Annotated in this window: 16 protein-coding genes; 2 read left to right on the top strand and 14 right to left on the bottom strand. The window is 40.7% G+C overall.

Translation table 11 applies throughout. The features are described 5' to 3' along the window. Positions 1–201: 201 nt before the first annotated feature. The 6 genes from tagH to tagD form a co-directional block, all read right to left on the bottom strand. A complete protein-coding gene (tagH, locus tag AWT60_RS00005) occupies positions 202–1,803 on the bottom strand; it encodes a teichoic acids export ABC transporter ATP-binding subunit TagH (protein WP_218676711.1) in 1,602 nt (533 codons plus the stop codon). A 19-nt stretch (positions 1,804–1,822) separates the two neighbouring features. Then, entirely contained in the window at positions 1,823–2,650 is an 828-nt protein-coding gene (locus tag AWT60_RS00010; protein ID WP_041108051.1) for an ABC transporter permease, read from the bottom strand. Positions 2,651–2,821: 171 nt separating this feature from the next. Next, the gene (locus AWT60_RS00015) at positions 2,822–5,188 is read right to left on the bottom strand and encodes a CDP-glycerol glycerophosphotransferase family protein (RefSeq protein ID WP_024426274.1); all 2,367 of its coding nucleotides are present in this window, start codon (positions 5,186–5,188) and stop codon (positions 2,822–2,824) included. A 183-nt stretch (positions 5,189–5,371) separates the two neighbouring features. Continuing rightward, complete coding sequence (locus AWT60_RS00020) at positions 5,372–7,642, bottom strand: CDP-glycerol glycerophosphotransferase family protein (protein WP_218676712.1); 2,271 nt, start codon at positions 7,640–7,642, stop codon at positions 5,372–5,374. Between the two features lie 48 nt (positions 7,643–7,690). Continuing rightward, positions 7,691–9,157, bottom strand: a complete 1,467-nt coding sequence (locus AWT60_RS00025; RefSeq protein WP_076840183.1) for an alpha-glucosyltransferase N-terminal domain-containing protein — start codon at positions 9,155–9,157, stop codon at positions 7,691–7,693. A gap of 97 nt (positions 9,158–9,254) precedes the next feature. Then, a complete protein-coding gene (gene tagD, locus AWT60_RS00030) occupies positions 9,255–9,644 on the bottom strand; it encodes a glycerol-3-phosphate cytidylyltransferase (protein ID WP_008343212.1) in 390 nt (129 codons plus the stop codon). 359 nt (positions 9,645–10,003) lie between these two features. Here tagD and AWT60_RS00035 point away from each other — a divergent pair, with 359 nt between their 5' ends. Both AWT60_RS00035 and AWT60_RS00040 read left to right on the top strand, forming a co-directional pair. Further along, entirely contained in the window at positions 10,004–10,774 is a 771-nt protein-coding gene (locus tag AWT60_RS00035) for a WecB/TagA/CpsF family glycosyltransferase (RefSeq protein ID WP_024426277.1), read from the top strand. Positions 10,775–10,785: 11 nt separating this feature from the next. Beyond that, on the top strand, positions 10,786–11,976 hold the full coding sequence (locus tag AWT60_RS00040; protein ID WP_306299191.1) for a CDP-glycerol glycerophosphotransferase family protein: 1,191 nt from the start codon (positions 10,786–10,788) through the stop codon (positions 11,974–11,976). Positions 11,977–11,993: 17 nt separating this feature from the next. Here the strand turns inward: AWT60_RS00040 and AWT60_RS00045 are convergent, their stop codons facing one another. The 8 genes from AWT60_RS00045 to AWT60_RS00080 form a co-directional block, all read right to left on the bottom strand. After that, complete coding sequence (locus AWT60_RS00045) at positions 11,994–14,624, bottom strand: N-acetylglucosaminidase (protein ID WP_076840185.1); 2,631 nt, start codon at positions 14,622–14,624, stop codon at positions 11,994–11,996. Positions 14,625–14,748: 124 nt separating this feature from the next. Continuing rightward, positions 14,749–15,699, bottom strand: coding sequence for a mannose-6-phosphate isomerase, class I (gene manA, locus AWT60_RS00050; protein WP_041108061.1), 951 nt, complete (start codon positions 15,697–15,699; stop codon positions 14,749–14,751). A 147-nt stretch (positions 15,700–15,846) separates the two neighbouring features. Continuing rightward, positions 15,847–16,668 (bottom strand): carbohydrate ABC transporter permease, encoded by an 822-nt coding sequence (locus tag AWT60_RS00055; RefSeq protein ID WP_024426281.1) that lies wholly within the window; start codon positions 16,666–16,668, stop codon positions 15,847–15,849. Then, entirely contained in the window at positions 16,665–17,636 is a 972-nt protein-coding gene (locus tag AWT60_RS00060; RefSeq protein ID WP_034624582.1) for a carbohydrate ABC transporter permease, read from the bottom strand. Before AWT60_RS00060 ends, AWT60_RS00055 begins: the two co-directional genes overlap by 4 nt. A gap of 57 nt (positions 17,637–17,693) precedes the next feature. Beyond that, on the bottom strand, positions 17,694–18,959 hold the full coding sequence (locus AWT60_RS00065) for an ABC transporter substrate-binding protein (protein ID WP_029706335.1): 1,266 nt from the start codon (positions 18,957–18,959) through the stop codon (positions 17,694–17,696). Between the two features lie 102 nt (positions 18,960–19,061). Continuing rightward, positions 19,062–20,480 carry a response regulator gene (locus AWT60_RS00070; RefSeq protein WP_218676713.1) on the bottom strand — a complete coding sequence of 473 codons (1,419 nt, stop codon included), beginning with the start codon at positions 20,478–20,480 and terminating at the stop codon, positions 19,062–19,064. After that, positions 20,474–21,916 carry a sensor histidine kinase gene (locus tag AWT60_RS00075; RefSeq protein ID WP_076840187.1) on the bottom strand — a complete coding sequence of 481 codons (1,443 nt, stop codon included), beginning with the start codon at positions 21,914–21,916 and terminating at the stop codon, positions 20,474–20,476. Before AWT60_RS00075 ends, AWT60_RS00070 begins: the two co-directional genes overlap by 7 nt. Continuing rightward, the gene (locus AWT60_RS00080; RefSeq protein WP_218676714.1) at positions 21,913–22,914 is read right to left on the bottom strand and encodes a sugar-binding protein; all 1,002 of its coding nucleotides are present in this window, start codon (positions 22,912–22,914) and stop codon (positions 21,913–21,915) included. The genes AWT60_RS00075 and AWT60_RS00080 overlap by 4 nt, the downstream gene beginning before the upstream one ends. Positions 22,915–22,940: the final 26 nt, after the last annotated feature.

A 22,940-nucleotide genomic window follows, 5' to 3' on the forward strand; every position in this document is an offset into this window, starting at 1 on the left:
TCAGATTGTTGACAAAGGGCTAAAATGATCTTTATTTTAGCCCTTTGTCTTCTTTTCAGCGTGATAGAAAACCTTTGCAGTCTAGGAAGGGCGAGTACCGGAGCGGAGCGAATTGGACATTCGTGAGCACCGGAGCGCAGACCTGACACCGAATGCGAGGGTTTGTCTACACGCTGAAAGCTGCCATCATCGGCAGCTTTTTTATTTAATGACTGAAATAGTCAGTGTATGCTGTTCATTATCAATGACAAACAGGTTGTTTTCGCCCTTCACTGCGAATTTTGTTCGTTTCTCATTCATCCAGACATTTTGTTCTGTAAGCCCAAGTGTGGAAGGAGAGATTGGCATAATGTCGCGAAACACAATCGTGTTTGCCTGACCATTTTGAATGACATAGTCGGTTTTCTCTGTGGTCAATCGTTCAATCGCATCTCCTTGATCATTTTTCACTGAACTCAGCGTTTGCATTCTCTGTTTCAGCACAGATTCTTCTTTTCCAAGGAAAGAAAGTAAATACTCATACGAACCTGCCGATGCAGGCGATACAGAGGAATTAAACTGTCCTGGTCCAATGGATAATGACTTTAAATCCTCTGCATTTTGAAGCGCATTGGGTTTGACAAAATACGTTTCTGACGCTGTTTTAATTTGAACGGTTTGTTTATTTTCAGCCACAGCCTGTACTTCTTGTCCAAATGGCAAAGTGACATCGGCCTTTTTTTTCATGGCTTGGTCTTTGTAAACCGTAAGTGGATCTGCCGTGACTATCAGCTGTTGATCCACCTTTTTCATATCAGGCGCTCCTTTGGTCTCTGGGTTCTTCGACTGAGGCGCTTCTGTCTTATCTGATGGGATTGCACCAAATGTCGCCAATGTACGAAGCGGGCGATCTGAAAACATCGATAAGGCTAGCAATAGCGTTAAGACCGCTAAAACTGTCACTTGAAATGCGGGGCCAAACAATGAACGCCGTTTGCCGTTCTCTTGATAACGAGACACCTTTTCTGTCTTCTGTACGCCTTTGCGGCCTTCTTTATGTTTCAATTGATATTCTTTTTTCTCTTTCTTGGAAAGCTTGTTAAACCAGTCAACAAACTCCTTATATTCCTTCACGACCTTTTTCGTATCATCAAACATACGAAGTTCACCATAATGCATCCAAGCCACCCGATCACAGATTTTTTGGATTTGGCTAATGGAGTGACTGACAAAAAAGATCGTCTTTCCTTGTTCCTTGAATTCTGTAATGCGGTCCACACATTTTTGATAGAAGGTTTGGTCTCCAACAGACAGTGCTTCATCAATAATCAGGATATCTGGATCGATATGCGCTGAAATAGCAAAGCCAAGACGTGATTTCATTCCACTTGAATAGCTCTTAACCGGCTGGTCAATAAAGTCGCCAATATCCGCAAACTCTACGATTTTTTCATAAAGCTCGTCTATCTCTTTATTCGTCAGTCCCATCATTAAGCACTTTAAACGAATGTTGTCTTTTCCGCTTAACTGGTTGTTCAGCCCTGCTGCAATGGCAATTAACGATGGCTGGCCGTCCATATCAATTTCACCACTTGTCGGTGGAATGATTTTCGCTAGAAGGTTCGACATAGTCGATTTTCCAGATCCATTGATCCCTACAAAACCAATCGTCTCGCCTTCATATACATCAAAGGACACATCACGGACAGCAAAAAAACCTTTTTCATTTTTATTAGGAAAAAACAGCCCTTTGATCTTATCTGACTGCTTTTTATATAGGACGTATTGCTTGGATACGTTTCGAAACGAAACCTTTAGTTTCATCGTATAATCTCCTTACTTTTTAAAGAAAATCGACAAATTTATCCCTAAATTTCATATGAAGCAATGAACCAACTGTTAAAAGAAGAAGCGTGATCAGCCAAAAATAAAGTGTGTATTTGACATCATGGAAGAACCATTCTCCCTTTAACAAACTATTTCTAAAACCATCAATAATGTAGAAAAGAGGATTCAGTCTTAAAATATCTCCAATCCACGCCTTATCCCCAGTAAGTTTCTCTGAAATATTCCAAAAAATCGGCAACAAAAAGAAAAGTAATCGTGTCACGGATTGTAAAAGAAATTGATAGTCTCTCACGAGTACACTAATCGTGGAATTAAACAAACTAAACGAAAACATAAACGCGATCATACAAATAAGATAGTATATATATTGCAGCCAATGTGCGTCAGGATAGATGCCATAGGAAATCAGCACAATCAAATAGACGCCCATCATGACAAAGTAGCTGAACAAGTTGGACATAATCACCACAGACGGCAGCGCACTAATCGGAAAATTCATTTTCGATACCATATTAATGCGTTTAAACACACTGTTTGATCCATCAAGAATGGTCGGACTAATGAAGAACCACGGGATTAATCCGGCAAGCATCCAGATGATAAATGGAATCTCCACGCCGCCAATGACAATTGGCTGTCCTCCGCGAATGCCCATACCAAAAACAAACCAGTAAGCCAGCATTTGAATCAATGGATTTAAAAACTGCCATAAAACACCTAAATAATTCATCTGATATTTTGATTTTGTTTCATAAACAGCAAGTCGCATAATCAGCGGAAAAGAGCTGATTTGCTCCTTTAGTATCGTCAACATTGCGTTCATTCTAATCTTCCTTAGATATAAGTTTTTGGGATTACTTTTTTAAAAAGCACCGTTCATAATTGTAACAGATAACGATACACATTTCATCTTATAACAAAAGTCATGCACGTCAAACTAGAAGACAAAAAACCCCTGAATCCTTTCAATCATAGATTCAGGGGGCATAAGACATTAGATAATTTGATGCTCTTTTAAGAAATCTGTAATTCTTTTCGTATTTTGATTATCGTTAAAGCTGTTAATTTTCAAGTATTTTTCTTTATATTCATCTTCCACGACATACTCATTCTCAATCGCATGTTTGACAATACGAATCAGCTCTTGAGTATTATATGCAATCGGTCCTGGTGCATTTTCTTCGTTTACAGGAGGAATCGCTTTATACTGTCTAATCAAGTAATCTTTTTCTTCCCAATAAAAAATAGGGTATGCTCCTCTATATTGTGCATCATAAATAGCAGAAGAGTAATCAGTGATAAACACCTTTGATACTTTTAGCGCTTCTGATGGATTATCAGAAATAATATGTTTATACTGAGGCAGGTTTTGATAAACGTACTGAGAAAATTTGTTATGCGGTACAATTAACAAACGATCAAGAAGACCTGCTTCTTCAAAGCTTTTAATGATTTTAATCAGAACTCTATAGTAAGATGTTTCTTCGATTCTATTTGTATATATTAGCCCCTCTTCCCAATAGCGGTAAGTTGGCATAAAAGCGATCTTATCTGCACCGTCTACTAATTTGGCATGATCAAAAGTTGCGAGGCCTGTCAAAATCAAATCCTCACGGTCATATTTCATTTTGTAGAATTCACCAGCCTCTAGTTCAGAACTGATGACTGATTTATAAATATTATATTGGTTCTTGTCTTTATGGAATCCAAAGGCCATTGGATTATCAACTGGTTTCGCAAACATTATTCCATGCTGCAAAAAGACAAGTGGTACGCTCATAATTCTCTCTCTAAGATGATCAATATATAATCTATCGTTCAGAACATGGTTAGATAACTCACTTGAAATAAAATAGCTGGCATTGAAGATACTTAAATAATGTCTCAGACTATATTTCGGAATGATTCCCTTTCCATACTTAGCTTTAAGTGCCGGATAAGCACTTGATTTCTTATTAAGAATAAAGTAATTTCTTGAGTCTGTTTGACAATTCTCTTGTACATAGTCATACACTCTAATAGCGGATTCATCTGCTTTATCACTCTTTTTCTCAAAAAACAAATTCACACGATAATTCTTGTCTTTATAGAATGATGATAAGATACTCGCTATTTTTATTTTTACTTTACTAAATAAAGAATATTCCTGTGAATAAGGAATAATGGTTGATGTCACATTTCCAAATAGATTTGTTCTTAGTACTTGAAGCTTGTCCCCATTCTTTTTCGTGATATATGTTTTCACCTTTTTATCTCTTTTTTTCAGCCTTAAACTATGGATAATTCGGTTATCATTGCCAACGAATAGGTTATTATGGATTCTGCTGTCTAAGTCAAGATCATTTAACGAAATTTTAAAGAAACCATACCTTTTTAAGAATTTGATCTTTCTAAATGGTCTTATAAATTTCGCCACTTGGTGATCAGAATTTCTAATGTACAGATATTCATACTTTTGGTCTGAATTATACGCGTAATGTGTCAGTCTTCCATAAACATAAAAGCTATTAAACAAACTAAAAATACGTAGTCTTGATGTATGTTTTGTAACAAGATAAGGGTTTCCTCTTACTAAGTAAACACCATTCGTTCTTACATATATGTAATACCTTTGTTTATTAATCACCAAAATATTGAGGATATTATCTTCTTTGAATTGCTCTAATGTATCTTTACCAAAAACTTTGAGCGGCTGATATCTAGGAACAAGTCTAAAGTTGACGATTTTCTTTTGCTCAGTCACCTTATTTAAAATTTTGATTTGATTACGATTATTCACAGTCACTTCAATATCTTTATGTTCCTGCATCACATCAAACAAAATTTTCCTTACATTTAGTTCTTTATTTTGGCAATCATACGTAACAACAAAGTTGAAGGGACTATATTGGATAAAGGAGATGTCTACAAATCTTCTTTCTGCCCCGTGAATCTTCAAATCCATTTTATAATTCCGATTGATCTCATCAACGTTCAGCAGCCCTGAGAATAATAACAGTTCCTCTTCGCCTCTATATAAGCCATAGCGGTCTAACCCTAATTGTTTGACATATATATCTTCAAATTGATTGTTAATGTCAATAGGATGTATTTGATTTGATTGAAGGATATCAGAGCTTTCTTTGACAATATACAAGTTCTGATCCTTAGAATAGAGATAGATCATTTCATTAGAATGATCTATTGAAGATTCAAAAATCATCTGATCCTTAACATTAATTTCACAAATCTTCTTTGATTCGTTTACAATTAGCTCTTTAAATTCAAAAGTACATAACTTCTCTATGTCATCAATATATAACACTAACTTTTGTTCATCTAAATTAAGAATTTCAATAAAATTATGATAAAGTTTGTACATTGAAGCACCTCTATATTATTTTCAGCATTTTTACAGTACCGGATAATCTTATCTAAATTTAGCATGTTTACTGTTAAATTTCTATGTTTTTTTATTTTTACCATTACATTTAAATATGTGTACAATGGAATAAAAAAAACAAAAAAGTACCGTTCTACTAAGCGAAGAACGGTACTTTTTAAACTATTTTTCAGAAAACACTACTTCAACGACCCGCTTCGAAGATTCTCCAGTCTCTAAGTAACAGAATTTCTCATAAAACGGTGCAAATGATTCTGGTAGAGTAAAGTCTGGCTGTTCTGTTTCTCTCACCCAGTCAATGACACTTGCTGTCTCTTTCACAAGTGGTCCAGGTGCTTCTTGTTCAAAGTCGAAGTAGAAGCCTCTGAGCTTGTCACGATATGTTTCAATGTCTGGCACATAGAACAGCATCGGACGTTTGAGGTTTGCATAATCAAAGAACACAGAGGAGTAATCTGTGATGAGCAGATCTGAAATCATATAAAGGTCTCTAATGTCTTCGTAATGAGAGAAGTCATAGGCAAAGCCTTCATACGGCCCTAAATCAAAGTTTTCAGCAACTAGATAGTGCATACGCAGAATGATGATATATTCATCTCCGATTGCAGCTCTGAGTTCATGCAGATCAAGGTCTAAATCAAATTTGTACTGCCCTTTTTTATAAAATTGATCGTCTCTCCATGTCGGTGCGTATAAGATCAATTTTTTATCGAGCGGCAGGTTCATTTTTTGTTTCAGAGCTCTCATCGTTTCTTCATTATTTTGATTGTGAAGGAAGTCATTTCTCGGATATCCTGACTCAATCATGGTCTTTTGGAATTGGAACGCACGTGTAAAGATTTCAGTCGAGTAGGCATTAGGAGAAATGAGATAATCCCAATTCGATGCTTCTTTTGTGAAATTCTTTTTGTATTTCTTCGTATTTGTTCCAGGCATATGCACCTCGTCCATGTCCATTGCCAGCCGTTTTAACGGCGTACCGTGCCAAGTCTGCAAGTATGTTGTGTGATCTGGCTTTGGAACCCATAGCGGCAAACGGCTGTTTACGACCCAATACTCGGCTCTTGCCATCGCAAAGATCCATTTCAATGACAGACGATTGATATAGTAGATGCCTTTTTCCTTAAACGGTGCTTCATGACCCTTTTTAACGCTCCAGATCAGCGTATATTCAGGGTGATGTTCTTTCATATACTCATAAATCCCACGCGGGTTACAACTGAATTGTTTTCCGTTAAAACTTTCAAAAACAACCGTTTTCTTTTTCACAGACAGCTTACTCGCCAGTTTAAAGGTCGTTTTAAACGTTCTTGTCACAAGACGGTTACGGACTTTTTTGATTTTACTGATCTTCTTTTTAAATTTCTTCCACTTGCTTTTGACGTAATACTTGGCACGTGTTTTCATTGTGTAATCATTAATACGGATGCCAAGCGTTTGTCTTTTTTTCTTTCGGTACACTTCATATCGAATCGGTACATCGTTTCGTTTATGAATTTGAACAAGTCCTTTGAGTTTGTTCGAGCGGTCTCCAAGCACTAAAGAAGTGGTTGTTAATGTTTCCTCTACTCCGTTTACATCGCAGATAAATTCAAGATAGAAGCGATATACAAAGCGTTTGTTTAATGAATAGGCCAATTCCTCTAAAGGGACTTCTGCTAAAAATTGATAAAGCTGTGGTACATGTTGATCATCACGGTATTCGATCACTTCGTCTTTTATATGGGTGATATTAACCGGAAAGCGATGTTCAATTGGTTCTTCACCATTTTTCTTCAATAGAAGCTTTGCTTCTTTGATCTCATACGGATGTTCTGCACTTAATACACCTGCATACCCGGATAAAGATAACATACACCCTTTGTTGAGCTCGATATGATTGAATTTCACAACCTTTAGCTCACGTTTGATTTTCAAAGAAGCATTCCCTTTGTCTGTACGGTATGGAATGATACACAGCATGGCGTCTTTATTTTCTAAAAAGCTCAGCTCAGGCTTTTCTATTTCCATTTTTAAACGGCGTTTATAGTTTGACGTTTTCTCTTCAGATTCAATATCTGTATTGATATCCGCTTCTTTTACTTCTTCTTCCTCTTCTTCGGAATCAGAATCATAAGCTGAGTCCTCAAGCTCGTCCTCATCCTCTTCTTTGTTTGTGCTCAAATAGTCCGTGACATACAAGTTATATGTCTGGCCTTGCTCTAACGCAAGCGGCAGCGATGCTTCATTCAATACCAATTTGAATAGATTCTCTTCTTGATGAACAAGCGGAAGGAAAAGCTCTTGTTTTGATACTCTCTCCCTCATGAACAAATAAAATTCTCTATCTGTTAATGGCATGTCATCGTTGATGCGAATCAGCATTTCTAGTTTCTCATGGTGATTCTTTAACCCTTCAACGACACTCTTCTTATGAATTCCCTCTTCAATCATTAATCGTTAATCTCCTCTGTTCAGAAATCTTACCGTTATGTTATATCACTATTTCACTTTCCAAGAATAGTTGCCTTGTTTCGTTTGATATGACCATCCATCGATGGACGATGGTTTATTCGTAAGCAGCTCACCTTCTATTTCTAGACGCTGCAAAACCTCTTGAAGTTCTTCTGTTTTAAAACGAATGTAAAAATCCACAAATTTCGTTTGGTTGATTTCAATGTTTTTCTTTGTTTGAAAATGGCCGATTGGGAAGCTGACTTGATGGTTCTCATCGATTGTTTGAGAGATGATTTCAGCTCCATTCACTCGATCATATCCTGCGAAATCAATTTGCACATGATCCGCATGACTCATTTCATCTTTTAACTCGAGTTGAAGGTGAAGAACATGATGCTCAGAGCTTAGATCACGCAAGACCCATTTCATGCTGTCAACGATCCCTCTCAGTTCATCTTTATGTTCACGATTTTCGAGCATATGATGAATCGCCGTATTCCAAACAGTCTCTTCGTCAGAAGGAACAAGATAAAAGTAGGCTTGTTCTCCCAATAGTTTTTCGACATCTTCTTTATGTTTAGTATCCCCAAAAAAGACAGCATCCACTTGCTGTTTTCTTATTTGTTTAAATAATTCTCCATATTGAGAATTGACTTGATGCAGATCTTCTTCATAATGTGCGTGATGCACAAATGCAGCGTAATAGGTTGTTTCAGGCTGATCAATTTTAAACAGGTGGCGGTCTTGATCACGGTCCTCTGTGATCATCAGTTTCAAACGGTCATTTTGTGATTGAATGCCGGATAGCCATAATTGTTTAACATCCGTCTTCTTTGTAAATGTTTGAATTCCTGTTTTTTTATACCAATTAATATGCCGAACTGGATTCTTTTTTGCATCTCCAGGATAAATGATCTCCATATAGATGCTGCCATCGTCATTGATCAATTCCTCTAAGTATAGTGCACCTGTATGGGGAACAAAGCTTTGTACTCTGCATAAAACGCCCTGCCAATTGTATTCTTCCCTCTTCACTAATTGCTGCTTTTCATTATATTGATCAATATAACAAATCGGAGAAGAAGGCAATTCATATCTCGTCACTTGAATTGTGGACGCATCTTCTGGAAAAATAGTTTCATTGATCTGATGCGATGATTCACCAGCGATAAATTCTGAGTAACGTCTTTTACTTCCGCTTTCCGGTAAGATATAGTGTTCAAATACATTCAAGATGTCGACTTGGCTAGGAAATGTCTCCTCCAAGCTGCGAATACGTTCCTTCACATTTGCATCGTAATTTAAAGTTAAAATTGCAGTACGTTTATGTTGATCAGCCAAAGGCTTAATCCTTGTCCTTAAAGACTTCGTTAAGCTCTCATCCTGCTTTGGCACATCACCCATAATAAAGTAATAGTCCATATCAGGCACGTCCATTGATGCCATTGTTTCATGTTGTTCAGATTGATCCAATGTGTCTTCAACTTTTTTCTTCATCCAATTTTGAAACAAAGGAAGCTCTCCTTAAAAATAATGATGACTTGCTCATTGTATTTTACATGAAAAAGTACTTCTCACCAAAAGATAAGAAGTACTTTTTTTCGATCTATTAAAGTCCCGCAATTTCTTCCTTAATTTGTGTTGTCGAGATGCCTTCTGTTCTCTTCAAGTATACGACTTCGCAATGTTCTTTTAAGAAATCGAATTTACCTTCCCAGTCATCTCCCATGACAAACACATCGATATCGTGCTCTTGCACGTCACGGACTTTTTGATCCCAGCTGTTTTCTGGAATGACTTCGTCTACATAACGAATGGTTTCAAGAATCAGCTTTCTATGCTCGTAGCTGTGATAAGCTTTTTTTGATTTTTGTAAATTAAACTCGTCTGTAGAGATGGCCACCACTAAGTAATCTCCGAGCTGCTTTGCACGTTCTAGCAGCTTAATGTGCCCCCAGTGTAATAAATCAAATGTACCGTAAGTAATAACTTTCTTCATTGCAAACATAAACTCCTTTCTTCAATCCTTATTCGACTGCATTCGTGCAGTAATTTATCCGTAATTCTGTGATATTCGATTCGCTCTTCGGAACCTCATTATATCACAGCGCCCACCAAACGTTAAGCGGATGTAAGGACAAACTATTTCCAATTTATTGGGCGCAGGAGGAAAAGTCCGAAGAATCAATGTTTCACAACGGGTCGTCCAGATGAAATGATGAAAATGTCATGAAATTTAAAGGTTTGTAAAGTTATTGTTAATATTTCATGGAGCATCTGTGATAAAATGATGAGTAGGCGAAGAATGAATTTACAATGAACGTTCATAGATAACAAGTTAAAAAGGAGGTCTAAACAATGCAAACAGAAGTGGTCTCTAACCTTTCTTATGTAAACGGCGACTTAGATGAATTTATCAGCTATATGAATCAGCACCATATTTCTCAGAGAAGAGGCGCCATGATTGCGACTGTCAATCCAGAGATAGGCTATGCCGTCATGAAGGATCATGCGTACCATCAAGTCGTCTCATCTGCGGATTATGTACTGCCGGATGGCGTAGGCGTCGTATTGATGTCTCGCATGACCCAAAGTCCGCTTAAGTCTAGAATTGCCGGCTTTGATGTCTTCATGTCTATGCTTGACCTAGCAAACAAGCAGTCTAAAAGAATCTTTTTATATGGTGCGAAAAAAGAAGTGCTTGAGGCTGTGAAACAGCGAATTGATACGGAATATCCAAATGTTGTCCTTGCCGGAAGCTGTGATGGTTATCAAGCAGATAAACGTTTCGTAGCGAAGCAAATCGCGCGCTCGAAACCTGATATGGTGTTCGTTGCTTTAGGTTATCCAAACCAAGAGAACTTTATTTATGAATACCGCCATTTATTCCCGCAGGCTGTTTGCATCGGTTTAGGCGGAAGCTTTGATGTATTTAGCGGAACGGTGAAGCGTGCACCACGCTGGATGATTAAGACAAATACAGAATGGCTGTACAGATTGATTGTGAATCCATGGAGATGGAAACGAATGCTGAATATTCCTAAGTACGCTTTTGCCGTCTTAAAGGAAAGCAAAGGAAAAAAACGTTACTATCCTGAGCAGGTAAAGGATCAGACGAAGCAGCTGTGAGAGACTGATAAATGATGAATATACGCTCAATGATGATTTCATGTTACGCAGCTTTTATTTCTTTCATTGGATGGCTGATGAGCGGCGTGAAGCCTCGTGAAAACCAGGTGACGCTGCTTGTTTCGTTCCAAGAGAATGCGGCTGCTCTCATTCATACTTATCAACAACAGGCGAACATGACAATGAAGCTCACTGTCCTCTATACGAAGCATGCTTCTGCGATAGAAAAGGACGGGCCTCATCTGTCATTTCGCTATTTTCATGAAAAAAATCCTCTCCATCTCATTCAATGTATGTATACGATGTTTAAAAGCAAGGTTGTCGTGATGGATAATTACTTTCTCATGACGAGTGTGCTCAGAAAACGACCTTCTACCACCTGTATTCAAGTTTGGCATGCCAATGGGGCTTTGAAAAAGTTCGGGCTTGAAGATGCTTCAAATTCTGGCCGGAGTCCACGTGACATCGAACGCTTCAAACGCGTCTATGCGTCTTTCGATTACATTGTGACAGGCTCAGATCACATGTGTGAGATTTTCAAGACCTCGTTTGGGGTCAATGATGAACGCTTTTTACCAACTGGTGTACCACTGACGGATGTGTACTATGAACAGCATCGGCCTTCCTTGAAGCTGGATGATATCCCAAAAGGGAAAAAGATCCTGCTCTATACACCAACTTATCGAGACTTTGCAATGGACGGTCTTGTCCTGCCTTTTTCAAAAGAGCAATTGCAAACTGAGCTGAATGGCGATTACATTCTCCTCGTCAAGCTTCATCCTGCGGTCAAACATTTAGCGAAAGCAGAAACAGACGGTGAATGGATATTTGATGTGTCCGATCAGCCGCTCTATCCATTGCTTTATGCTTGTGATGTCCTGGTGACAGATTATTCGTCCATTGTGTTTGAATATGCACTGCTCGAAAAGCCTGTGTTGTTCTTCACTTATGACTTAGACACTTATCGAGAGAAACGCGGCCTAGTCGACCGGTATGAAGACATCATTCCTGGTAAGGCTTGCGTCACTCAAGACATGCTCTTGCAGGAGCTTTTGCACCTAAACGAGTCAACCAATAAAGAACGAATCAAAACCTTTGCTGAGGAATGGAACCAATATTCAAAGGGACAATCCAGTCAGCAGCTCCTTTCATTTATTGAACAGCAGCTGCTCTTACACAAAAAACGTCCGGCTTCTCATTAGGAAGCACGGACGTTTTTTTATTTATTATACACCGGGATATCGTAATACAGCGTATAGTCATCGAGCAGGTTATACAAACTATACATACGAGTGACTTGCTTAGAAGCCCAGCCAATATCTGTTGCATATTGATGAGTCGCTGCAGCCGACCAGCGCATTTTATAAATTGTATCTTGCTTGTATGTGGCATTATTGATATAGCTGTTGCCAATGAATTTTGCTCCGCCAATAATGGCAGCCTCTGGCGTAAACCATTGCTGTTCATACGCATACTTTGCACCAAGATAATTCGGATTGCTGTCATATGCGCCAATGCCATACATGTTATAAACTTTCTTTCCATTATACATTGTACCATTCGCTAAAATGGAACTTCCGTTACCCGTTTCAAGCAACGCATGAGAAATAAGATAAATTTCGTTGATATGATACGTTTTTGCTGCTGTAATAAAGGCTTGTCCTTTACCCGCAAGAATCCCTTTTCCTGCTAAAATCTTTGAATTGACCTCTGCTGGATTGAGATTCGCAGCTTCAGAGAGTTTCAGAAATTGAAAATAAGATTGCGTGCCTTCGGCAATATTAGCTGGATCTACATATTTTTGCACCTCTGCTGCACTTGCATTTCTCCAGCCGAGGTTGATCCTGATCCAGTTCCCTTCTTTCCCAAGCTGTTTCACTTTTGCTCCTTTATTGAGCTGTGCCACAATGTTGCTTGCAGAGCTAGAATCAGGTGTAGAACGGACATTTAAGCCATCCGTATTCACTGTCGATGTGGCTTGGTCTACATATGCTGCATAGACATAGGCCGCACCATCTGTCTGTGGAGACACCTTCATTTGTTTGTTGACCATCTCATTGACAGTAAGGTTGTAGTTCGTTTGCATGACCATTGGGCCATTTTTAATTTTTACGGCTGTGGCGGTCCAGCCATATTGGCTTTTCACAAAAGCAATGGCTTCATTTACAGTTGGTAATCCTGTAAATTGCTGCGTAATGTTGATTTTGTAAGTTGGTTTCGTTGTTGTTGTATACGCAGCGGTTTCATTCCGTTTTTTGAAAAATGCCAAGCCTTGGTCACGCAGTGCAGCGGTTGAGACGGCACCTGTTTTGATCTGATATTGAGCATAATCGGCTGCGCCTGTTTTTTGAGCAGCGGCCTTCATTTTTTGTTTCGTCAAATAGCTGAGTGCTTGATTCAGTTTTGTCTGATTCACTGTCGGCTCTGTCGTGATACGGTATTGCTTGACCGCTTCTGTCAGCGTTTTTGTACTGCTGGCAACGCCATTTTTCTTGATAATCTCTTGAGCCTGCTTCACTTTACTTTGTTCATATACAGGTGTTGTCTTGAGACTATACGTTTTGCTGACAGCCTGTCCCTTACTTGCCTTGATGCTGCTTGTCAGCTTCTGCGTTTTTAAGTAGGCGGCCCCTTTATTCACTTTCGCTTGGTCCACTGCTTGATTGACGACGAGTCGATACGTGCTGTCTGATACCTTGCCAGTTTTTTTCGTTGTCGCAGATACTTTTTTCTTTTGGAAGAAAGCCGCTGCTTTTTTCGCTTGGTTATCTCCTAAAAGATTTCCCGTCACGACTTGATATGGCTGTGTAGAAGAAGTCTTTTTGGACGTGTAGCGCCATTTCTTTTTCTTGAAAAAAGCCACCGTTTTGGCGTAAGCTGTATCGTTCAATTGATTGAGCTTCACGATATAATTTTTTGTTTTTCCCACGCGTTGCACAGTACCTGCAGCACCGATTTGTTTCTTAATCTGAGCTGCAGCTGAAGCTGCTTGTTTGTTGTCTTTGAAATAGCCTGATTCCAAGCTGTAGACATTTTTTAAGGCACCTGTCTTTTGAAGCTTCCCGCTGATCTTTGCTTCTTTTTGAAGCTGGGTAAGGAGCGTCTGTGCTTTCGACTGGTTCGCTTGTGCAGCGGAAGTGACGATGTAATACGGCTTACCCGCTGTCACCGTTTGAAGCACTGCTGTTAAGCCGGATGCCTTTTGAAAACCTTGCAGAATGGTATTCGCCTTACTTTGTCCAACAATACCGCTTGAAGTCAGCTGATACACAGTGCCAGCTTTCGTTTCGGTTTGGTATGTACTGGTGACGCCTGCCTGCTTTTGCAGCTCAGTTTGAATATTTTTCACTTTCGTTTCAGAATCAATGGTTCCTGATATGACCTGATAAGAAGGTTTGCTTTGATTGATGACTTCATAGGAGCTATTGAGCCCTGATGTTTTTGTTAGTTCAAGTGAAAGCTTTTTCGCCTGACTTTCATCATTGACTGGGTCAGATACGACCTTTTGTAAAGGAAGGCGGTCACCTACTGGAGACACCGTACCGCTCATGCCCACTTCTTTTTTTAATGCAGCTGCACTTGCATTCGCTGCTGCTTGCGACTCATATCCTGAAGCAGTGAGCTGATAGGTCGACGTATTTCCTGAGGTTTGATAAGTGGCTGTCCACTTTTTGTCTTTCTTTAGTGTTTCCACTGCTTTTTTCACTTCTGCTTCTGTTGTAAATACCTTTGAGGTGTTCATCGTATAAATGGATTGATCGACATAGGAGGCTGCTTGCGCTTCTTTACCCGTGTGTAATGTCATACCAAAGGCAGCTGCGAGTAACATAATCTTGATGGTTTTTTTCACGTTCCCTGTCCCTCTCTTAACTTTGCATAATAGTCTACTAATCTCTTTATCGACAAAAACAAGTACTCTTTCAAGTCATTTATGCAATAGAAAAATAGAGGACCCCCTCGAAGTCCTCTTTTCCTTATATATGCGACACAATCAGTTCACAAGATCCTTCAATTGAGAAGTTTCCTGTTTCAGCCGGCAGAATAAAATGAGTACCTTTTGGCAGTGGATATGTGTTTCCGTCATGCTCTAAAGACCCTTCTCCATGAATCACACTGCATAGCAAAAACGGATAATCCTGCGAAAGCTCTGCTTTTTGATCAATTTCCCATTTATACACAGAGAAATATTCTGCTTCGACAAATGTACGAATGGTCACTCCCCGGCGTGTTTCAACTGATTCATCTGCATACCCGTCTACATGAGGAACTGTTGTAACATCAATCGCTTGCGCAAAATGAAGTTCACGTTCGTTGCCATCTTGGTCTTTTCGTTCATAATCATATACGCGATAGGTTGTATCTGAGCTTTGCTGCGTTTCAAGGACAAGTGTTCCTTCGCAAAGCGCATGAATGGTACCGCTTGGCACATAATAAAAATCACCAGGCTTAATCTTCACCCGCCGCAAAAGACCTTCCCAATCTCCGCTATTCATCATGGTTACAAGCTCAGTTCTTGTTCTTGCATTGTGCCCATAGATCATTTCTGCTCCTTCTTTGCAGTCAATGATATACCAGCACTCTGTTTTTCCAAGCTCGCCATTTTCATGTCTTTCCGCATAATCATCATCTGGATGTACTTGCACGGACAAGTCTTGGTTTGCATCTAATATTTTGGTTAAGAGCGGGAAGCGGTCGCCTTCTATCCCCCCGAACAATTCTCTATGATTGTCCCAAAGTTCGATCAGCGTTTTCCCTTTATATGGACCGTCTTTCACGACACTTGGCCCGTTTGGATGAGCAGAAATTGCCCAGCATTCTCCCGTTTGATCAGAAGGAATATCATAGCCAAATTGATCCCTTAAGGCTGTACCTCCCCATATTCTCTCCTTCAATTCAGGCAGTAAAAAAATTGGTGACTGCTTCATTCAGGATGACTCCTCCCTTTGCTACCCTTTGATAATCCTTACCTAGCTTGATGAAAACTAGTAAGTCTCAACTTTTATTATGACGCTATCTAAAGAGAAGTCAATCCTTTCAGTACACCGAATGAAAACGATAACATAAAAAATATTTTACCCTTTGACAGAGCCTGCAAGAAGCCCTTTGACAAAGTATTTTCCAAGAAGAATATAGACGAGTAGTGTCGGCAGCGCAGCCAATATCGCCCCTGCCATTTGGACGTTCCATTGTACAATTTGACTGCCTGATAGATTTTGTAAGGCTACCATTACCGGCTGATGCTCCGCAGTGGTCATCGTGACTGCAAATAAAAATTCATTCCACACATTTGTGAACTGCCAAATGGCCACCACAACAAATCCTGTGATCGAAAGCGGCAGAATCATATGTCTGAAAATCCCGATAAACCCTGCGCCATCCATTTTCGCCGATTCAATCATTTCATCTGGGATGCTCACATAGAAATTTCGGAACATGAGTGTTGTGATCGGAAGTCCGTATACGACATGGACAAGCACAAGCCCTGGAATTGAATTATACAATCCGACTTCACGCAAAAATTGAATGAGCGGGATCAGAATACTTTGATATGGAATAAACATCCCAAACAGCATCAGCGTAAAGACGACTTCTGATCCTTTGAAACGCCATTTTGATAATACATAGCCATTCATTGCACCTAATACAGCAGACAGTAAAGTAGCGGGAATGACAAGATAAAGAGAATTCATTAAATTGGGCGCCAGCTTTTCAAACGCGATTTGATAGCTTGAAAAATCGATAGTAGATGGCAGCGACCACATTCGCTCAAGGGTGACTTCACCTAATGGCTTCAAGCTTGTGACGAGCATGACATAAACAGGCATCAGAAAAAAGAGACTGCACAAAATCAATAAAGCATAAAGAACTGGACGGACAAACCATCTGGCTGTCATGATGAAGCCCCCTTCCGGCTCGACAGGAGATATGGCACGATAAAGACCGCAACAGAGATCAGCATGACAACCGCAATGGCGGCACCGCCTGCATAATGGTTTCCTCTAAAGGTCATTTCAAACATATACACGCCCGGAACATCCGTGACAAAGTTCGCACCCGGCCCTGTCATCGAGTAAATCAAATCGAAGATCTTTAAAGAAATGTGAGCCATGATGATAACAACACTTGCAGTAATCGGTTTTAAAAGAGGGAAAATGATTTTCCAGTAAATCTGCCACTCCGTTGCGCCATCCATTCTAGCAGCCTCTCTTACTTCCTCTGGAATTCCTCGCAGACCCGCCAAATACATCGCCAGAGAGAAGCCTGTCATTTGCCAAACAGCTGCAATCACAACAGCAATCATGGCCGCAGGTACACCAAACTCAATTTTCCCCCAGACAAATCCGGCCAATATGTTCGTATCCGTATACCACTTAGGCTGGATACCAAGCGTTTTCAAAAATAAATTCACCCCAGTTGACGGGTTTAAAATCCATTGCCATACGACTCCTGTGACAACGAAGGAAAGAGCCATCGGAAAGAAGAATAAATTCCGAAAAAGAGATTCCCCCTTGATCTTCTGGTCTAGTAAAATCGCAAGTGCGAGACCAGAGACAATGACCGCTCCAATAAAAAATAAAGTGAAAAAGACCGTGTTTCGAAGATCTGATTGAAAGCGGAAATCTTGAAACAGCATGACATAATTGCGAAGACCTGCGAAAGAGAAATCAGGAACAAGCGTGGTCCAGTTTGATAAGGACACATATCCTGTCCAGCCAATAAAACCGTAAACAAAGATGAATAATAAAACCGCTGACGGGGCTAAAAAGAGCAGCGCCAGCAGCTGGTCTCCATTCCATTTTTTCCGCATACGTTTAACTTTGGGCACAGGTGTTTTTGTCATCGGCGATGTGTCTATGCGCATGAAACTGCACTCCTTTCTAAAAAAGAGGCGGTGCCCTAGCCGCCGCCTCCTTCGTCTTTATTTCATTGCATCTTTTAATGATGAAACAAACTGACTGCTGTCTTTTTGTGTCACAAAGATATTGACGGCTTGATTCGCTTTTGTCACAAACCCTTCTTCAGCAGCTGAGCCATGAGCAAGAGACGGCGCCAGTTTTGACTCTTTAAATGCCTTCATCGCCGATTTTCCGTATTCATCATATTTTGATACATCTGCATCCACACGTGCTGGAATCGATCCTTTTAGCGGATTAAACGCATCCTGTCCTTCCACAGATCCTAAAACGGATAAGAATTTCTTCACGTTTTCTGGCTGTTTCACACCCTTTGGCAGTCCAAATGTATCGGTGATCACCATAAAGCTTCCTTCCGTTCCAGGAGTCGCCGCATATCCAAAGTCTTGATTCACCTTCAAATCAAGATCATTCACAAAGTACCCCTTCGCCCAGTCGCCCATGACATTCATCGCCGCTTCTCCTTTTGCCACGAGCTGTGAGGCATCCTGCCAGTTACGTGAACTGTGATCGTCATTGACGTATTCGAGCATACGTCCAAAGATGTCTGCCGCTTCCTTCACTTTCGGGTCATCCATTTTCATGTCGCCAGCCCAAAGTTTTTGATAACCATCTGCCCCTAAAACACCCAGCAAAACACTTTCAAACAAATGAGTTGCTGCCCAAGGCTCCTTATCTCCAAGTGCAAGTGGTGTGATTCCTTTTTTCTTTAATGCATCTGCTGTTTTGAAAAATTCATCAAATGTCGTTGGCGGCTCTAAGCCTGCATCATCAAATACTTTCTTGTTATACCAAAGCACATTGCCCCTGTGAATGTTCACTGGCACGGAATAGATTTTCCCATCTTTGCTGACAAGGTCAATCAGTGATTCTGGAAATTTGTCTTTCCAGCCTTCTTTTTCATATAAATCATCCAGAGGCTCCATTTTGCCTGCCGCGACCCAGCTCTCATTCAGCTCCGCCCCGCCATGCACTTGAAACGTAGCAGGCGGATCATTTCCCTGCATACGGCTAGTCAGGACAGCCTTTGCATTCGTACCAGCACCACCTGCGACGGCTGCATTTTCAATTGGAATGTCTTTATTCTTCTCTTCAAACAATTGGATGAGTGCTTTCAGCCCGTCTTCCTCACCTGCTCCTGTCCACCAAGAGAAAATTTCGAGTTTTTCCGCTCCGCCTTCTTTTTTTGCCTCTGAGTTCGTCGATGAGCTGCAGGCAGTGACGATAAGCATACAGAGTGCCAGCAGTGTAAAGCCTAATTTGAACTTCATAATTGATCCCCCTATCCCCATTTTGTAAGCGTTATCAAAATAAGTATAATGGAAGATCCTTGCTTTTTTCAGGCAAACTTCTTCACTTTTTTATGAAATTCTTCATTTTTTTACGGCCTGTTTTCGATATTCCTTCGGTGAACAACCGACCATCTTCTTAAACACACGGCTGACGTAATTAGGATCTGTATATCCTGCCTGAAAGGTAATTTCTTTTAAGCTAAGCGTGCTGTCTTTGAGGAGCTTTTTGATTTTATCCAGCCGGCAGGCTGTCACATACTCTTTAAATGTCAGACCCGTCTCGTCTTTAAATCGTTTTGTGAAATAGGTGGGACTTAAATCAACATAAGCAGCCGTTTGCTCAAGCGTGATCTGTTCACAATAATATGTTTTGATGTAACGTTTTGCCCGCTCGATGTCATTGATGGTCTGGGTTCTCGCTTCATACACATCAAATAGGTGTTCACAGCACTGACGGCATTCAGCTGCGGTGCTGATTGTCAATATCGATAGGTCTGTACGGAGGCGTGATTTGAAGAGAATCAGCAGTTCTTTTACTTGTGAAATCGTCGCCCCCTCTAATTGAAAGGCATCAAATAAAGCTAGCGCATCTTCTCTTCTCCCTTCTTCCAGCGCCTGCATCATACTGTCTGCAAGCTCCGGCAGATGAATCAATGGACCGTGCTTCACCTCTGTTTGGTAAAAGCCATAACGAACAACGCCCCCACTCTTTTTTCGCTGATAATAGGAAAGCTTCGCCTCTGCTGCACTTTTCTGAAGATGAAGCGGGTTTGAGACTGGATGCCCTATGCCAACGACAGGTGAAGGCTGACCGTTTGTCATGGCAGCTCGAATGGCTTGCAGGATCTCTGCCTTTAGCTGACCTGGTCCTTGCTGACTATAAATGAGGCATGTAAACAGTTCTCCCCCCATCTGAATCGGCACCGTATGAAATCGTGCAGATTTCTGTAAATCGATCAACAGCTGATCTCCTTCTGTCCGCTGCACAGCGATGATAAGACCTGCTTCATATTTGGAGAATAGTTGTTGAAACTCCATGGATGTATAAGATTGACCGTTCATGACATGCGCTTCAAGCCACTTTGACTGCTGATCGGCCGCTGCCGACTGCCGCAGAGACGCCTCCTGCTGAATCTCTGCTGCTACAAATCGAATGGCTGCAATGGTTTCATCTTTGTCAGCTGGTTTGACGAGGTATTGTTTCACCCCCTCCTGCATCGCTTGCTTGGCATAATCGAATGTATCGTAGGCTGTCAGCATAATGAATTTTGTATGAGGACTGATTGCTTTGATCTGTTTGATCGCTGTCAGTCCATCCATGCCAGGCATCTGAATATCCATGAGCACAAGATGAATGGACTCAGATCGCACGAATTCAACCGCCTTCTTTCCATTTTCCGCTTCTCCTGCTATATGACACTCTGGAACCCATTCGGTTAAGAATTTCCGCATCGCTAGCCGTTCTATTTTTTCGTCATCGACAATTAGCACGTTCAGCATGTCGGTCCCTCCTTCATCGGAATAGCCAATTGTATGGTGGTGCCTTCGTTTGGCTTTGAATCAATTTGAAGGGCATCTTGCACCCCGTAAAACAAACGCAGTCTTGACATTACATTTCGAAGACCGATTCCTGTCGAGTGGCCTTTACTCAGTATGTTCGGATCTTCCTCTTCTTTTTCTGATAGCAATCTTCTTTTCTCCTGTTCATTGATCCCCATCCCATTGTCCCGAATCCGAATCATCACATAGCCGCCTTCTTCATAGATCGAGAGCTCGACAAGTCCCTCTTCCTCCTTTGGCTCGACGCCATGAATAAAGGCATTTTCGACAAGCGGCTGTAAGGTGAGACTTGGGATATGCACAGATAAACATGATTCATCGATGGACGTTTTGCACGTAATACGATCGGCAAATCTCGTTTCTTGTATATGAAAATATTCTTTCACCACTTTCACTTCTTGTTCCAATGTAACGGATGTACTAAGAGCAGACAGCGAATACCGCATCAGCGTGGAAACGGATTGAATCAACCTCGATGTGGCTTCCGCTGATTCTAAGTAAGCCATACGTGAAACGATGTTTAATGTGTTAAATAAAAAATGCGGGTTCATTTGGTTTTGCAGCGTTTTTAGCTTCATATCTTTGATTTTTTGATCCAATGCTGCCTTTTGTTTGATCTCTTCAATCATCATTTTCATCTCTTGCCGCATTCGCTGAAAGGCTTCATTTAAAACAGAGATTTCATCCTTTGAGGTAACATGCAAATTCGCTCCATCAAAATTTCCTTCTGATACTTCTTTTACGCTTCGGGACAGATGAACGATAGGTCTTGATATCCCGCCAGCGATCATATACGCCATCCATAAGGCGATCCCGATTGATAACGTAAACAGGCATAAGGTAAAGAGCGCATAGGTTTGATGCCTTTTTTGAAGAGATTGATAGAGTACCTGATACTCAGATAATTCATCATCAAGCAGGGTCATCGTCTGCTCTTGTATATAGGAGGAGACGGTTCTCACTTCCTTCACACTTGCAGCATATTCTTCGATTTTCCCTTCTTTCACATGTGTCATGGTCGCATCACTTTCATTGATAAGCGTCCGCATCATATATTGATATTTTTCAATAGAAGGAATCGCCGCATGAAGACCGGCATCCTTTCTCAGCGCTTGATCGTAGGATTTCATTTTCTGTTTTGACGTAAGATACTCTTTGGCAAACTTCCGATCCTTTTCAATGGCATAGGCATTGACCTTTTCATACATCGTTTTCGCCTCTGTCGATATATCATTGAGCAGGAGAAAAGAACGGAAGCTCCGGCTATATTCTGATGTGATTTTTGAACTGCTCCAGTAGACAAAAAAAGCGGCTATGTTGCCAAGAAGCACAAGGATTAAAAATGCTAATAACAGCTTACTTCGAATCTTTCTCATGGCTGCAATCCCTGCTTTCTGTCTGTTTGCTGAAGAGGCAGATCCCCGCGCCGGATCACACTCGTTCCCGTGTACTGAAGCGGTTCTTCTTTTTCACCTTTCTGCAAACGAACAAGCGATTCAACCGCTTGATAGCCCATTTCATAAGGATGCTGTACGACCACGGCATCAATTGTTCCATCATCAAGCGCCTGAATCGTATCAGGCAATGTGTCAAATGCAAGCACATAAAAATCAGTGGATGATCGATACTGTGCGATTGCTTGAATGATGCCTGCACCATCTAATGCACTTGTACCATAAAATGCGGTGAGCTTCGCATGATCGTTTAATAGTTTATAAGCGGCACCTGATGCACCTGACTTCGTAATGGCTGATTCTTCAATTCCAGCAATATGAATGCGTTTTTCAGCAGCAACGGCATCTCGAAAGCCCTTGACGCGCAGCTTTTGATGAATGGCATCCAGCCTGCCTGTGACAATTCCTACATACTGTTCACCTTTTGTATCTGCGATGAGTGCCTGTCCTGCGATAAAGCCTGAATAGTAATTGTCCGTCCCTACATACACTTGACGCTTGCTCCCCTCTGCATCTGTATCGACGGTGACAACATCAATTCCTTTTTCCCTCGCCTTCTGAAAAAGCGGTTTGTATTTTTTCGCATCAAGTCCCTGTGTCATAATGCCATCAACATGCCCAGCGATCGCCATATCAATGGTTTTCAGATGATCGTCTACATCCGCTTGTTTTGGGCCCAAATATTCTAGATACACGTGATGAACGTCTGCCGCATCCGCAGCTCCCTTTTGTACCAGCTGCCAATATTCGTTATCAAGTTCCTCCGGTATAAGAACAAAATGATATTGATACGTTGACTCCGTTTTATCGGAAGCGCTTTCAATTTTAAATAAATCTTGACCTAATAACGTTAAAAAGATGACAGATACCACACAAAATGTGAGAAATGCGCTCATTCCAATCCACTTAGATAATTTCACCGTGTCCTCCTCCTTTCCACTATTTC

Source organism: Bacillus sp. F2HM (assembly GCF_019266135.1).
In the GTDB taxonomy this organism is placed as follows: domain Bacteria; phylum Bacillota; class Bacilli; order Bacillales; family Bacillaceae; genus Bacillus; species Bacillus safensis.

Bases quoted from the DNA above. Each gene is read 5' to 3' on its own strand.
- tagH (WP_218676711.1), bottom strand. From the start codon at position 1,803: ATGAAACTAAAGGTTTCGTTTCGAAACGTATCCAAGCAATACGTCCTA.
- AWT60_RS00010 (WP_041108051.1), bottom strand. From the start codon at position 2,650: ATGAACGCAATGTTGACGATACTAAAGGAGCAAATCAGCTCTTTTCCG.
- AWT60_RS00015 (WP_024426274.1), bottom strand. From the start codon at position 5,188: ATGTACAAACTTTATCATAATTTTATTGAAATTCTTAATTTAGATGAA.
- AWT60_RS00020 (WP_218676712.1), bottom strand. From the start codon at position 7,642: ATGATTGAAGAGGGAATTCATAAGAAGAGTGTCGTTGAAGGGTTAAAG.
- tagD (WP_008343212.1), bottom strand. From the start codon at position 9,644: ATGAAGAAAGTTATTACTTACGGTACATTTGATTTATTACACTGGGGG.
- AWT60_RS00035 (WP_024426277.1), top strand. From the start codon at position 10,004: ATGCAAACAGAAGTGGTCTCTAACCTTTCTTATGTAAACGGCGACTTA.
- AWT60_RS00040 (WP_306299191.1), top strand. From the start codon at position 10,786: ATGATGAATATACGCTCAATGATGATTTCATGTTACGCAGCTTTTATT.
- manA (WP_041108061.1), bottom strand. From the start codon at position 15,699: ATGAAGCAGTCACCAATTTTTTTACTGCCTGAATTGAAGGAGAGAATA.
- AWT60_RS00055 (WP_024426281.1), bottom strand. From the start codon at position 16,668: ATGACAGCCAGATGGTTTGTCCGTCCAGTTCTTTATGCTTTATTGATT.
- AWT60_RS00060 (WP_034624582.1), bottom strand. From the start codon at position 17,636: ATGCGCATAGACACATCGCCGATGACAAAAACACCTGTGCCCAAAGTT.
- AWT60_RS00065 (WP_029706335.1), bottom strand. From the start codon at position 18,959: ATGAAGTTCAAATTAGGCTTTACACTGCTGGCACTCTGTATGCTTATC.
- AWT60_RS00070 (WP_218676713.1), bottom strand. From the start codon at position 20,480: ATGCTGAACGTGCTAATTGTCGATGACGAAAAAATAGAACGGCTAGCG.
- AWT60_RS00075 (WP_076840187.1), bottom strand. From the start codon at position 21,916: ATGAGAAAGATTCGAAGTAAGCTGTTATTAGCATTTTTAATCCTTGTG.